The following is a 13,934-nucleotide window of genomic DNA, read 5'->3' on the forward strand; positions in this document are numbered from 1 at the left end:
TAACCTGCCGCGCGGCTCTGGCCGCGCGGCATTTTCGTGACTGCGGCATTCTGCCCCTGCGCGGTTTGCCACATTGAGCTTTATCAAGCCCCTCGCCTATCTCTGCATCATCGAGAAAGACAGGCAGGACGGACCGAGGCGATGGCACGCCGCACGAAAGCGAGATGGGACCGGGCTCTGCGCACCTTGTGCGCGGTGGCTCTTTTCCTGCTGGGCTTTGCCCATCTCGGGTCGGCGCTTGCCGCCTCTCCACCGCCAACCGAACGCGCCCTCTATGCCCTCCCTGACGGCTCACTGCCGGATATATGCCAGACTGCAACGGGCGAAGACGGTAAGGAGAAGCCGGCACACAAGCATGTTTGTAGCGCCTGCCGGTTTATCTGGGCGCTGCTGACGCCACCGACCGACACCGTTGGCGAACGCTTGCAAGAGAGCCTCTCTTCGCCGGTGACGGTCACCGTCGTTCGCGCGTCGCCGCATTTCCTGTCGCCAAACACACGGCCGCGCGCACCACCGACCACCGCCCAGCAAACTTGAACCCACGTTGACAGCTGTCAACGTCCTGTTGCGATACCGGATGGCGGCGAGGCGCGGAGCCCGCACGCGTCCGTATGCGGACATTTTCCATGCCTGACACCCAAAGCACTGCCGCAGCTTCCGCGGCGCCACCGCCCGTCACTTTGACCCGGCAACAACGCCTGCCGACACGCAGCCGCGTCGTCGGCGAGAACTCCACCCTGCTCTATGAAGGCGGCCGCAACCGCTCGCTCTATCGCGTTCTCGATGGCTGCATCGTCCTCTCCCAACTTCTCGACGATGGACGCCGACAGATCACCGATGTGCTCGGCCCCGGCCGGGTCTTCGGCTTCACCATCGATGGGCGCAACATCGCGACCGCCGAAACCCTGAGCATCGCTCGTATCGAGACCCTGGCTGACCAGGAACTCAACGCGTCAAACCCATCGGTCGCCAGTGAATTGAGAACGGCGCTGCACCGGTTACAAGCACACGTCACCCTGCTCGGCCGCAAGACGGCCAGCGAAAAAGTCGCAAGCGCACTCGTCGAACTTGGGCGCGTGTTCGATCGGAACGGCGGTAGCGGCGTGCCTGCCCGGCTCGGCTTCCACCTCTATCTGACCCGTGCCGATCTGGCCGATTGGCTCGGACTGACGGTTGAAACCGTCAGTCGCTGTCTGAACCGCTTCAAGCGCGAAGGCCTGATCGACTTCAACCACCCGAAGAGCATGCGGGTGCTTGATCCAGAACGCCTCGAGGCTGCCGCTGGCTTCGCTCGCCACCGCCCTCGTGGCGGCACGCACCCACAGAACTAGCGTCCTCCCTCAAAAATTGCCTGACGAAAAGGAAGAACAATGATTGCGAAAATCGTCTACCAGGTGCCGGTATTCGGCTGGATGCTGAAGGAAGCGATGCAGGGACCACAAACGGTAAAGGTGCTGTTTCTGGTCAATTGCGCGCTGATCTGGCTCTTGGCGATCGTTACCTTCGGCTATCCAGCCATCATCATTCCGGCACTGGCGCTCGTTCCGGTGATTTTCATCCTCCTGATCCTGATCACCATGGGCTAGGCTAGGGCAGACCGTGCCGGCGAATTGCCAACGCCGCGACCGGACACGACATGCCTCAAAGCACGCCCCAGCCGCGGTACCGCCCGCGGCCGGTCATCTCGCGAATGCCAAGTTCACGCACCAGGTTCAAGGCGCCACGCGGCGTGACGCCGACGTGATGGGCAACCAGAGCGGCGGAAACGATCGGCCGCGACAACACCAGTTCGATCAGGGCAGGGAGGCTGCTGTTGGATCGTCGGTCGCGGACGCGCATCTCCATCTGGGTCTTGGCAAGCGACAGCCGGTCGAGTTCCTTGAGCCCGAGATCAGCCGTCACGATCATCGCCTCCAGGAATGCGCTCCACCGCGTGATTGCATCCTGCGACCGTCGCCGCTCGTGACGGATCGTTTTCAGGCCCGTATTGAAAGCGAGGAGATGCGAGGTCACCTTGCCTCGTGATCTCAGATAGGCGCTGACGAGCAGCGAACCCAACCAATGCTGGCGACGAAGCGGTTCTGCCCGCTCCCATGTGTCGAACAGCAGCGCTGCACCAAGGCACGGTGGCAGTTGGTCCGCCGCCGCAATCGCCTGGCGCCAATCGTCGAGCCGAGCCTGCTCGTCCCATTCATCGTCAAAAAGCAGGCCCAATTGTCCGAGCGGTTCCGGATCAGTCGCACGCGCGGCACGTTCCGCGAGGTCCAGCGCGTCCTGATCGTGCGCGTCCAGCAATTGCTGTGAGCGGGCAATCACCGCATCGATCGCCGCAAGCTCAGCCGCCATCGGATTGACCTCGTCCTCCTCGCCGTACTCGGCTGCACGTCCTTGCTCGCCTCCGCCATGCGCCAATGGTGGCTGCTGGTCTGGGTCGGCGGAAGCGGCATCATCGCCGCTGGCGACGGCGAGCTGCTCGCCTCTCAGTGCCGATAGGCCGGGCGTCGACAGGGCCCAGGATGGTTCGGCCAGCCAGACGCGCCGCCGCGCCCGCAGAACCGCATGCGCAATCGTCAGCTCATGTGTCGGGGCTCGTGCATCCATACGGGCATCATGAAGCACGAGATCCTCGACATGCACGAGTTCACCGGCGACCCAAAGGGCAGCAACAGCATCGAAGAAGTGTCCGCGCTCTCGATAGCCGTCTTCGACGGCGTGACGGTTCGTCCTTTCGTCAAGGCGTGCCAGGGCATCTTCGGCCGAAATCATCAGCGGAATCAGCGTCGAATGGTACGGATCGGGGCTCTGGTATCGCATTTCAAACTAAGGCTGCCGCAGATAATACGGAACGTAACACGATACTTATTTCCGTCACAGAGAGGCGAAAGGTTACTCCACCGTCGCGTCCCCTTTGGTGTCGCTCGCCGCTTGCAGGGTGTCGGGGAGGTGCCGGGGCGCATATGCCAGGTGCTGGCGGTCTCATTGCCTATCCCGCCGGAGAGCGCTGGCGGACCGCTCACCTCGCCTGAGCGCCAAGGGTGTTGTAGTTCAGTCAACTTGGCAAATGACGGTCAACGCTGGTTGTCCCGGTCCATGTCGGGATCGACACGTTGGTGTTGACAGCTGTCAACACCTTCAAGCCAAGTCGAACTTCAAGCCCGCCAAGACAGAAAGCTGTGCGGACGTTTCCTGAACCCAGTTGCCCCTTCAGAGGGGCCGCCGAGAACGGTGGGAACACCAGCCGGCCAACCCGACTTTAACCGGCAATCGCTTGCACGATTATCTGCGTCGTTACCGTCGGGCGACCTGGGATCGGCGCTCACGCGGCCCAGAGCATGCCGGTTCCTCTCCAGCGCCAAGAGGGTTTTGACACCGCCATCTCCGATCCGCCCACGCCCCTCACGGTTTGCTTCCCTATAAGTGATGGTTGCGTCGTCGCTAATGTTGATTGTGCAGGCAGAGTTCTTCTCTGCCTGCAGTCCACATGTCGTCGATTTGCCCCCGCGGCGGGGCCATTGATAAGCACGCGCTGTGACATCGGCTGCAGTTCCCCCAAAGGTTCGCCTACGTGCCTCTGATGCAGGTAGAGCTATCAAAGCCAGACGCGCCGGCTCGCCCTACAGGCGATGTTGTCGCTTCTAGGGCTATCGTCCGCGGGAGGTTGCCGCAGCCGTGCCCCAGCGGTGTTGACAGCTGGCAACGAAGGGTCGAGAGCTGCCTGCCTGAGCAGGTTTCGTCCTCTGGTTCGACCGGCGACGCCTCGTATCCGGATCCTCTCCACAGGACCAAGTCGTCGCCTCTTGCCCTATCCTAAGGAGCGCAAAGAGATGCTGGCTCCGCCCGTATTTTTGCTACCGTCCGAACGGCGGAACCAAAAAGCTCGTTCTCTTCCGAAAGAGCGAAAATCAGCAATGTTTTCCGAAGTTTGGTGGGATCTCAAAACGACTCCCTGAGCCTCAAAATAGCGCAGAAATATCAACGAATCCCTTCATCCACAGTCTCCCTCATTTGCCTTTCACTGACAAGGCAGCACCCGCAATGCCCGCTCCGGGCGATCGCTGGAGAAGCTTCGGCGCGGGGTAGATCAGCCATCCGCCGCCCTCAGTCCGGTCTGAACACGCAGACGTGCTGACAACATGGCGGATACGGCGAATGATCTGCTCCGTGCCCGTTTCGTCAGGTCGCGCAAATACCCGCCTGCCGAATGGATGTGCTCCATGCGCTCGAGCACGCAAGCAAGAACGATGGCGGCAGTCTCGGCACCGAGAACCGCACAGGCTTCGTCGTAGGCGTCAGGGCTGATCCCAAGCATGGTTCTGACGACAACAGCAGCCGTTTGCAGGTCGCGCCAGTTCATGATGCGGCCTGACGGGCCATAATCGCTGATCTGTGGGCACGCCTTCAAAACGAGGGCGAGCGGCACCAGTCTATCGTGAGAAGAGGGACCAGGTTTTCCCGGTGATGATGTTCGGTCAGATCGAATGTGGCCCGTGGCGTGAGGAGCCATCGCCTGTTGTGCCGATGTCAGGCGCTCACCTGGTTCTCCCGCCGTAAAATCGCATTTAGCCTTTTCATTAGCCGGTTCAGATTCAGAAAGATAATCGGATTCTGAATTCTGTATGTGCCGCTCATATTGGCGTTCATTGGCAGCCGCATTTTGTGTTTTTAACAAATTTTCCAATCGATTAGTCAGTTCATCACGGAGTGCTGCGAAAACAGCGAGGGCGTGCTCGACTTCAACGATGGTCGGTTTGCGCGAAAGGGTGGCATAGACTGCTTGGCAACGCGCTTCGGCGACATTGGCAGCGTCGATGTCGAACTGGTGCAGCAGTTCGAGCAGCTTGATGACGTCTCTTCGGCAGAGGCTCAACCGCTCTCGCATCGTCTGCAGGTAACGGCGATCTGCCTCGAGGCGTGCGGCCTCTGCCTGGAACTCTGAGGCCCGCGCAAGCAGCGGCGCAAGATCGAAGCCGAAGGCCTGCCCGATGGCACCCTTGCGGTCGCGACGGGCGTAGCGTTTGCCGTTGGGGCTGTCACGCCTGACAATGAGGCCAGCGTCGACCAGGGCGGTCAGATGACGCCTGAGCGTCGTTTCTGCCATGCCATGCGTGCGAACCGACAGCTGTGCATTGGAGGGGAACACGACCAGGCCATTGGCCGCATCGAGTTCGGTCTTGGGGTAAAATGACAGCAAGGCATTCAACACCGCGAGCGAACGATCGGAAACCCCGAGGTTCTTTTTCGCAGCGCAAACCGTACGAAATAGTTTCCACTTATCGACGGCCCCATCGTCGACAGTCGGAACGCTGGAAAGTTGGTGGGCCAACATGCCAAGCGTCATCGACCGCCGCCCGAAGGGCGTCGAGACAATCCCGCAATCCATTTTTCTTCACCTTTTCCAAGGCAAAAGAAATCCGTTCGCCGAAACGACGTTTAAAACTCTTGACACCGATTCGCGGAAATGGGATTCTCTAGTTGCTACACGAGAGAAGGGTTTCCGCAGCGCTAGTCGTTCGGAAGCCTTTTTCTTTTGCTCAGTTAGTCTCCTGTTTCCTGTTGATATTCGAGGTACAGAGACTGGAGCCTCTGCCTCACGAAATCTGCAAAGCCCGGCGCCTGTTTCCGATTGAAGGACAGCGTCGTTTCGCTCTCTGTTTCCCGTATTCTGACCGGAGCCGTGTCATCCGGCGCGAGCCATCGAACAGCCTTGGTCCTCGTTTTGGCAGCCCTGAGAAATGCCCAGAGGACCTCGAAGCGCTGGTCGCTGTCTCGTGCCTGAAACGTCTCGTCGTTCGTGAAATCTGCGGCCGCTTCAGCCTTGCCGTCCTGTTCCAGGAGTTCGGCGAGTTCGGTCCAGCGACGGCGGCCGATGGAAGGTGCCGGGCCGATCGCCTCAATCAGATCGATCGGCAACCGACGAACGACCGTGATCATCTTTGAAAGGGCGGCCTTGTCGACGCCAAGGGCGGACATGATCACGTCACGCGCGAAACCACGATCTTCGAGGCGGGTCGCAAACAGCGATCGCTCGATGAATGAAAGGTCCGTGCGGGTATTGTTTTCCTGTCCTTGAGAGATGACCAGTTGCTCGTCGCTGAGATCGCGGACAACCGCGCGGACCTTGGCGCCGATTTCACGGGCAGCGGCAAGCCGGCGATGTCCATAGGCGACCTGAAAACGCCCAGCCTCGGCCGGATGCGGTCGAACCAGGATTGGAACCTGTTGGCCATGCTCGCGGATCTGCTGCGCGAGCGCGGACTGCGCGTCGGCAGCAACCCCGAGACGGTCGGCGACAAAGGACGCGTCGACATGTGCCGGGTCCAGTTCGACCACCGCCAGGCCTTCGGCAAGTTGCCGTTCCAGTTCCTGTGCGCGCTCGACCTTCTGCGTGATGTTGGAGAGGGACCGGGTGATGCCGCCAACCGGGCTTGCCGGTCGTGCGGCGGAAATCAGTCCGGAAATCGGACGATCGACCGACGAACGGCCGAGGTCCGCTTCCGCCTCGATGGCCCGGTCGTCGGAAATGCCGATAAGGTTCTTGCGGGCCATGGATTACTTCCTCCCCCAGATCTTGCGGATGAGTTCCTCAATCTCGCCGTTGACGAGGTTGAGGGAATCCATGGCGCGGTCATACGTGCCGCGGACGAATTGCGACCGCTCTACCTCATAGAGCGTTTGCTTGGTCACGCCGGCGTCGGAGATGGCGGTCGATTTCACCATCGCATTCTGCAGCATGCGATTGCCGAAAATGGCCCGCATGAAGCCGGTCATCTGGCTCTGCGGCCCGTCGTTCGGCTCGAAGCGCGTTCCGAGGTAGCGCATCCAGTCGTAACTGGTCCGACCGCCAGCCTTTTCAACGACGCTCATCAGTTCACTCGTCATCGACAGGAACTGCGACATCGACATGACGTCGAGCATCTGCGGATGCACGGTGATCAGCACCGATGTGGCGGCGCAGAGCGCGGACATGGTGAGAAAGCCGAGTTGTGGGGGGCAGTCGATGATGACGATATCGTAGAAGCTCTCGATATCCGCCAGAACGTCGCCGATGCGTGCAAAGAACAGCGTCTCGGCCGCACCACCCGTCATCATCGCCTTCGGCGTCTCGTGTTCGAACTCCATGAGCTCGAGATTGCCGGGGATAAGGTGCAGATTGGCCGTGTAGGTCGAGCGGACGATATCGGTAACGGGCCGCGGGTTGTCGTAGCGGATGGAACCGTAAAGTGTTTCACCTTCGCCGACATCCAGCTCCGGCTGGTGACCGAAGAGTGCGGAGAGCGACGCTTGCGGGTCAAGGTCGATGGCGAGCGTCCGGTAGCCGCGAAGGGCCAGGTACTGGGCAAGGTGGGCCGCAGTCGTCGTCTTTGCCGAGCCGCCCTTGAAGTTCATCACGGATATGACTTGCAGCTTCTCGTCAGCGCGACGATGCGGGATGTATTTGCCCGATTTGCCGCCATCATCGAGGACGCGGCGGATCCGCTCGATGTCGGACACGGCGTACATGCGTCGGCCGTTTGACAAGGGCGCCGGGCCGTGGCCCTCTGAGGCGATCTGGCGCAGATAACCTTCGCCGATTCCAATGAAGGCGGCGGCTTCGGCCGGGCTGAAGAGGCGCATTGCCTTTTGCGCTTGCGGAGGGAAGATTTTCTTTTGGTGCTGCTGAAGCTGATGTGCGAGTTCCAAAGCATCGGCGGCCAAGAGCGTCGGCAGATGCTCCTGTGCGTCGTGGCTCTGAATTTTCTGTTGCAACATCGAGTTCTCCGAAAACTGCGCAAAAATCGTCATATCGGAACAATATGCGCAGATGCACTATGCTCCGATTCGGTGCGCGATTACAAATGCATAGCAAAGCCGGACTTTGGCGATCCTCAGAGGCTTGGTTAGCAATCACTTTCCGGCCGGTTGTCCGCGGACAACCGATTTTCGCGGGCGCCGCAACAGCGAGGCGAGCGGCTCGTTTCCTGGCCACGAGAGGCGTCTTGGGTGGTGGGAGAAAATATCTGATTAAGGCATAGAATTTATAGACCATTGACAGCGGCTCCGATTGTGTCAGGATTGTGTTCAACGAGATCCGAGCGAAAGGCCTGCTATGTCCTATTTTGGCGGAATGACCCTTGGTTACCTGGCGCCGCCGGCGCCGAAAGCGACCCTGAAGCCGGCAAAGACAGAGGCTGTCGCTAACGTGAAGGCGAACGACAACGATGACGCCGACCGGGACCAGGAATGGGCGCGCGCCTTCATGACGCCGTGGCATCTCTTCTATTGATCGTTGCGCGATCCCTTTTCGCGCTGATGTCGCCCGTTGACAGCTGTCAACGCGTGCCCACCGGGGTTGCTAAACGGACACACAGGCCCTGCCTGTGAACCGCCGCTGAAACGATGCGCGCCACTACCTCCCGTGGAAAAACGTGAAACCGACAGGGAAGGGCTGTTGCGCCGCCGTGAAATGTTTAAGTTTGGTGTCATGGACACCATTGAAGATCCTACCGTTTCGAAGGACGCCGCCGGCGAGCAGGGGCAACCCCTGTCGCTGCACCAACGTATCCTCGGAGAGGTCGAAGGGCGCATCCTTTCCGGCGAGTGGCCGCCGGGTCACCGCATTCCATTCGAGCACGAGCTGACCGAGCAGTACGACTGCTCGCGGATGACCGTGAACAAGGCGTTGACCGAACTCGTCAAGCGTGGGCTGATCGAGCGGCGACGCAAATCGGGAAGCTATGTAACCTTTCCGCAGGTGCAGTCGGCAGTCATGGAGATCCATGACGTCAAGCTCGAGGTGCAATCGCTGGGGCTCGACTACAGCTTCCGGCTGGAGGAGCGAAAGGTCCGCAAAGTCGAAGGCAAGGACGTGGATCGCCTTGACCTGCCAACCTCCCAGAGACTGTTGGATGTGACGTGCCGGCACTTCGCTGGCGGTCGTCCCTTCTGCTTCGAGGAACGCCTCATCAGCCTTTCCGCCGTGCCGGAGGCGGAAGACGAACTGTTCGAGGCCGCAGCGCCTGGTTCGTGGCTGCTCGGTAAAGTGCCATGGAGTACGGCCGAACATCGCATCCGGGCCGTGGCGGCGAGCAAAGCGGCTGCGCAGGCGCTTGATATTTCCACCGGCACCGCCTGCCTGGTCATCGAGCGGCGCACCTGGAGCGGCCGCGCGCCAGTCACGCATGTGCGTTTGACCTATCCGGGCGATCGCCACGAGCTCGTCGCCCAGTTCGCCCCAAGTCCGATCGGGTAGCCGGCTACCGAATGCAGCCCGATGGCAGTTGGTTGTCCGCGGACAACCAACTGCGTATGGCTGGCTATCCAGCGACCACACGTAAGCTCGGCGTCGGACCATTGCCGGAGAAGGCGAAGACATCGATGGGCTCGCCGATACCTCTGACCGGATAGGCGCCGAGATGCTCCATGCTGGCGGAGCAGCCGGCCAGTTCCACAAACGCGCGCGACAGCAGCACGGGACGCTTGGTTTCCTTGGTCAGGCTCTCCAGTCGCGAGGCGATGTTGACCGCAGGGCCGATGACCGTGAAATCCAAGCGTCGACGCGAGCCGATATTGCCGTACATCACATCGCCGACATGCACGCCGATGCCGTAGCCCAGAGGCTCACGGCCTTTCTGCTGATTGTCCTTGTTCAACGCGGCGATCGCCGCTTCCGCTTCGCGGATGGCCTCGAGCAGATTTTCGGCTGCATTCGCGTTGCTGAGCGGGAAGATCGCCAGCAGACCATCGCCCATGAACTTGAGGATCTCGCCGCCATGGCGCTCGATCGGTTCCGACATGGCGTCGAAATAGGCGTTGAGCAGATCGATCACGTCGTCACGCGGCCAGAGGTCGGACAGTTTGGTGAAGTTCCTGAGGTCGCAAATCAGAATGGCGGCGCCGACCGTGACGCCGCTACCGCGGGTCGTGGCCCCGGCCAGGATCTGTTCGCTCGCATGCGGCCCGACATAGGTCTCGAGCAGCGTCCGGACAAACCGGTTCTTGAGCCTGATTTCACTGACCAGCGCCAGGGCCGGCAGAAGCTCGGACAGAAAGGCAAGGTGCTCGTCCTCGAACCCGCCCTTGCGGTCGGTGGTGAAGGTGACCACGTGGCGCTTGCCGAGCGTGTGTTCCAACGGCCAGGCGACGTATTCGGTCAAACCTTCCGCCTGCAGATCGGCGTAGAGAGAGTTTTGCGATTGCTCCTCTGTCAGAGCCTCGAGGTTCGTGCGCACCTCGGCGCCACCATTGTTGATCACGTATAGCGGGCTGTTGAGGTACAAGGCCGTATTTTGGGTCCCGTAGTCATAGAGGTCTATCTCGGCCTCGGACAGGCCCTTGCGCCAAAGGATACGGGCGCCGAGCCACTGGGGATGGTTGATCCGGAAATGCAGCGTCGCGCGTGCGACCGGCACGCCTGCTGCCTGCAACCGTTCGCACATCTCAACCAGGATATTGTCTATGAACCGTTGGTCGCGCGTCTCGATGATCAGCCAGTCGAGTACGCTCTTGCGTCGGACCGGCCAGCTTCGTTCATCAGGAGAAGGCGAGGGGGCCTGAGATGACGTCTGCATTTCAATTCTCCGTGGCAATCGAACGCGGGAGGCAACGTTCGCTCTGTATCGGAGCAAATGTGGAGCATCCGTTGCGCCTTGATAAGGGGGACACCGAAAGCTTTTGAGAAAAGGATGCCACCCCCGGGACTAAAGGGAACCGGGTGCTGATTGCCGCGCCGATGGAGCGGCGTCAATGAGTGGCAGCTGCAGACGGATGCGCGCCCCCCGCCAGGAGCCAGCGAGAATTTCAACACGACCGCCGTGCAGGCGGGCAATCTCTTGCGCCAGGTTTAGCCCGAGCCCGGCACCGGTCGACCGCGGCCTCAGCCGATAAAAGGGTTCAAAGACGCGCTCGTGTTCTTCGGGAGGAATGCCCGGCCCTTCGTCCTGGACTTCGAGAGCGCCATCGGCGTCGACGAAAACGGTGATCGTGCCTGTGCCGCCGCCATGGTCGATGGCGTTTCGCAACAGGTTGGCGGCAGCCTGCTCGATCTGACGCGGCCGGGCACTGACGAGTGCTGTTGACACTTCGGCTTCGAACGCCAGCTCGTAACCGGCTTCGAATGCCAGCGGTGCGAAATCTGCGGCCATGTTGCGCGCCAGCGAGACGAGGTCCATCACCTCGGGCGTCCCGCCTGCGTGTTCGAGTACCTGCCGGTCGAGCAGTTGCTGGGCGAGATGCGAAAGGCGTTCTATGTCGAGGCGGAGCCGCGCGCTTTCGGGCTCCTCCTGGAGCAGTTCGGCGCGGGTGCGCAGGATCGCGATTGGCGTACGCAACTCGTGCGCTGCGTCGGTCAGGAAGCGATTGCGCTGGTCGTACCCCTCGCCAAGCCGTGCAAGCGCCTTGTTGAAAGCCCGCACCAGCGGGGCGATTTCGGTTGGGACCTGTTCGGTCTTGAGCTGGACGCCCCGATTGTCGATGTCGATGCGACCCGCCTGATCGGCGGTTGAAACCAGACTGGCCAGAGCGCGGCGAACGACAGCCGGCGTTGTCACCAGCGTCGTCACCCCCATCACCAGCACGATCGGCAGAAGGAAGCAGAGGACCAGCAGCGCCAGCACCGGCACGACCTCGGTCCAGGTCGTCGTGCCGTCGAGATCGCGCGCGACATCGACGTTGATGTGGATCTGTACGTCCAGCGGCCCCCCATCGCGGCGCGAAGATACGGTCGAGGCGATGATCTGGACCCGACCCGCGTTGGTTTCCGCGTTGTGAAGGATGGCGTCAGGCAGCGTCCCGCCATCTCCAAAAGACAATGTTGCTCCTTGCACGCTGCCAAGGAGGTCGCCGCTGCTCAGTTTGTAGGGATCGGGGACGTTTCCCTGTTTGACGACCTGGCCGCCGGTGTCGCGGATCACGAACCAGAGATTGGGATAGGACCGGCGAAAATCGCGTAGCTCCTCGCTCTCCCGGATCATCAGCATTCCGTTGCCGTCGCGCCCGACCGCGCGCTTAAGAATGTCCACCGCCGCTTCGTTGTCGACGACGAGCCGCGGCTGGGCGATGAACAGGGCCGAAATGACGAGGCCGATGAATACGAAGAGCGTTGCTGCCTGGAGCAGGATCAGCCGGCGCACGAGAACCCATTGCAGCGAGCGGGGACGAGGTGTCGTCATGTCGTTGCGCGCAGGAGATAGCCGAGGTTGCGGATGGCCCTGATTTCGACCCCGGCGCCGACTTCGTCGAGCTTGCGGCGCAGGCGCGAGAGGTGGGAGTCGAGCGCATTGGACTCGATCTCGTCCTCCATGGCGTAGACTGATTCCTCGAGCGTCGCTCTGAGCACGGTTCGTCCCGGCCGCCGCATCAACGCTTCAAGTGCAAGCCGTTCCCGGCGCAAGAGGTCGAGCGGCTTGTCGTCGACGGCGGCCTCGCGGTGACGGAAATCGTAAGTCAGCCGCCCGACTTTGGCCTGCTCCGATTTCAACGTGACCGGCCGGCGTGCAAGCGCCCGCAACCGGGCCATCAGTTCCTCCACCGCAAACGGCTTGGAAAGATAGTCGTCGGCGCCGGCATCGAGGCCGATGACGCGATCGTTGATCGCGCCGAGCGCCGTCAGCATCAGGATCGGGGCCTCGACGCCAAGGGTCCGCAATTTCGGAATGAGCGTGAGGCCTTCGCCATCCGGCAGCCGCCGGTCGAGCACGACGACGTCATAGGGCCAAAGCTCTGCGGCGGCTTCGGCATCGGCGAGTGTCGACACGTGGTCGACGATCACCTGGCGCCGGGCGAGAGCCGCCTTCAGTGCCGAGGCCATTTCCGGCTCGTCCTCCAGCAGCAAGATGCGCATGCCAGTCCTCCTTTTGCGCCCACGTTGCGTCGGCGCGCCGATCCGTCAGCCTCGACGTCCTATTCGCATTCCAGCTTCGGCTGCCGGAAGTTGGTGATGTACCAGCGGCCCTGCTGCATGCGGGCATAGAAGGTGTAGAAACACTCCTGCTCCTCGACATATCCAGGAGTTGTGTACTCCTCGTAGCGCATTCCGCGACGGGTGTCCTTGATTTCGCCGCTCGAGCTGCCGGAGACGACATTGGTCGAGATCTTGCGCCATTGATAGGCCCTCTCGTTCCAGCCGAGATCGAGAATGTTCGTTGGCGGCCCATAGTCGATGATGACGGATTCTACCGGCTGGCCGATATAGGTTTTCATCGTATCGGATGCGCAGCCGGAAAGAAGAATGGCAGCGGCGGCAAGACAGGCGAGGGCGCGACGCCCTTTGCTGAAGAACATGACGGATCCCGGTTTTTCACGGTGTCATGTCCGTATGGACACGACGAGCCCGTTGTCGTGCTTGATCTGCCGCACTGCCCGATCGCTCGCGATTCCAGGCGTGATGCAGCAACAGACCGGGAGCTAAAGGGCCAAGATTACAGGGACATTGCGCAAGGAAGAGGCGTGCGTGCCGTCAGGCGGCGCGATCGGCGCCACTGGCGGAGGGCATCGCTTTGGTGTCGGCTGCATAGACCAGCCCGGGCTGAACGATCCATTCGCCGGAACGCAGCGCCAGCACGTCGAAACCGCCGCTTGCCAGACGTGGCGCGACGCCGACGAAACGGTAGCGCAGGCCATCGCCGTCCGTCACCGCCTCGCGGATGGGCCGGTCCGCGAGATAGCCGATGACAGCCCCTTCGAATTGCACATCCGCCAGCATGAAATATTCCGTCGGCAGGCGGCGGCTCGGTTTGGAGGTGAGTTTGAACCCGTTGCTGAACTTCATCGTCTTCATCGCCATCACACGCTTGCGAGAACCGGGGGAGGGCCGGTTGCGGCAGAGCGTCTGCGTTCTCTTGTTGTCCTGGCCCTTCGGTCTTGCGGCGGGTAACCCGCCAGCCGCGCTGGGGCCGATTGCAAAGGTAAACCTTTGCCGTTGCGCCGGGTGTTCCGGCGGGCACGGCGCGTTTCAAGCC

The 13,934-nt window shown here is 61.4% G+C and carries 14 protein-coding genes; 5 read left to right on the plus strand and 9 right to left on the minus strand.

From position 1 onward, the window contains the following. The first annotated feature begins 141 nt into the window (after window positions 1–141). The 3 genes from MKZ91_RS03050 (at window position 142) to MKZ91_RS03060 (ending at window position 1,586) form a co-directional block, all read left to right on the plus strand. On the plus strand, window positions 142–537 hold the full coding sequence (locus MKZ91_RS03050) for a hypothetical protein (RefSeq protein WP_336167863.1): 396 nt from the start codon (window positions 142–144) through the stop codon (window positions 535–537). Between the two features lie 89 nt (window positions 538–626). Further along, the gene (locus MKZ91_RS03055; RefSeq protein ID WP_336167865.1) at window positions 627–1,331 is read left to right on the plus strand and encodes a Crp/Fnr family transcriptional regulator; all 705 of its coding nucleotides are present in this window, start codon (window positions 627–629) and stop codon (window positions 1,329–1,331) included. A 39-nt stretch (window positions 1,332–1,370) separates the two neighbouring features. Then, window positions 1,371–1,586 carry a hypothetical protein gene (locus MKZ91_RS03060; RefSeq protein ID WP_336167867.1) on the plus strand — a complete coding sequence of 72 codons (216 nt, stop codon included), beginning with the start codon at window positions 1,371–1,373 and terminating at the stop codon, window positions 1,584–1,586. A 55-nt stretch (window positions 1,587–1,641) separates the two neighbouring features. Here MKZ91_RS03060 and MKZ91_RS03065 read toward each other — a convergent pair whose 3' ends face one another. From MKZ91_RS03065 to repA, 4 genes are all read right to left on the minus strand, one after another. Continuing rightward, complete coding sequence (locus tag MKZ91_RS03065) at window positions 1,642–2,814, minus strand: RHE_PE00001 family protein (RefSeq protein ID WP_336167869.1); 1,173 nt, start codon at window positions 2,812–2,814, stop codon at window positions 1,642–1,644. 1,267 nt (window positions 2,815–4,081) lie between these two features. After that, window positions 4,082–5,380, minus strand: coding sequence for a plasmid replication protein RepC (repC, locus tag MKZ91_RS03070; RefSeq protein WP_336167871.1), 1,299 nt, complete (start codon window positions 5,378–5,380; stop codon window positions 4,082–4,084). 155 nt (window positions 5,381–5,535) lie between these two features. Then, window positions 5,536–6,546, minus strand: a complete 1,011-nt coding sequence (gene repB, locus MKZ91_RS03075) for a plasmid partitioning protein RepB (RefSeq protein WP_336167873.1) — start codon at window positions 6,544–6,546, stop codon at window positions 5,536–5,538. Window positions 6,547–6,549: 3 nt separating this feature from the next. After that, window positions 6,550–7,746, minus strand: coding sequence for a plasmid partitioning protein RepA (gene repA / locus MKZ91_RS03080; protein ID WP_442892196.1), 1,197 nt, complete (start codon window positions 7,744–7,746; stop codon window positions 6,550–6,552). 340 nt (window positions 7,747–8,086) lie between these two features. Here repA and MKZ91_RS03085 point away from each other — a divergent pair, with 340 nt between their 5' ends. Beyond that, complete coding sequence (locus tag MKZ91_RS03085; RefSeq protein ID WP_336167876.1) at window positions 8,087–8,263, plus strand: hypothetical protein; 177 nt, start codon at window positions 8,087–8,089, stop codon at window positions 8,261–8,263. Window positions 8,264–8,461: 198 nt separating this feature from the next. After that, entirely contained in the window at window positions 8,462–9,229 is a 768-nt protein-coding gene (gene hutC / locus MKZ91_RS03090) for a histidine utilization repressor (RefSeq protein WP_336168575.1), read from the plus strand. A 64-nt stretch (window positions 9,230–9,293) separates the two neighbouring features. Here hutC and MKZ91_RS03095 read toward each other — a convergent pair whose 3' ends face one another. From MKZ91_RS03095 to MKZ91_RS03115, 5 genes are all read right to left on the minus strand, one after another. Further along, complete coding sequence (locus MKZ91_RS03095; protein ID WP_336167878.1) at window positions 9,294–10,547, minus strand: adenylate/guanylate cyclase domain-containing protein; 1,254 nt, start codon at window positions 10,545–10,547, stop codon at window positions 9,294–9,296. 129 nt (window positions 10,548–10,676) lie between these two features. After that, complete coding sequence (locus MKZ91_RS03100) at window positions 10,677–12,146, minus strand: sensor histidine kinase (RefSeq protein WP_336167880.1); 1,470 nt, start codon at window positions 12,144–12,146, stop codon at window positions 10,677–10,679. Next, complete coding sequence (locus MKZ91_RS03105) at window positions 12,143–12,817, minus strand: response regulator transcription factor (RefSeq protein ID WP_336167881.1); 675 nt, start codon at window positions 12,815–12,817, stop codon at window positions 12,143–12,145. The genes MKZ91_RS03100 and MKZ91_RS03105 overlap by 4 nt, the downstream gene beginning before the upstream one ends. Window positions 12,818–12,876: 59 nt before the next feature. Beyond that, window positions 12,877–13,257, minus strand: coding sequence for a hypothetical protein (locus MKZ91_RS03110; RefSeq protein ID WP_336167882.1), 381 nt, complete (start codon window positions 13,255–13,257; stop codon window positions 12,877–12,879). Window positions 13,258–13,432: 175 nt separating this feature from the next. Next, window positions 13,433–13,759, minus strand: a complete 327-nt coding sequence (locus MKZ91_RS03115) for a hypothetical protein (protein ID WP_336167884.1) — start codon at window positions 13,757–13,759, stop codon at window positions 13,433–13,435. Window positions 13,760–13,934: the final 175 nt, after the last annotated feature.

Origin of the sequence: Ensifer sp. MJa1 (assembly GCF_037026475.1) — a bacterium.
Taxonomy (GTDB): Bacteria; Pseudomonadota; Alphaproteobacteria; order Rhizobiales; family Rhizobiaceae; genus Ensifer.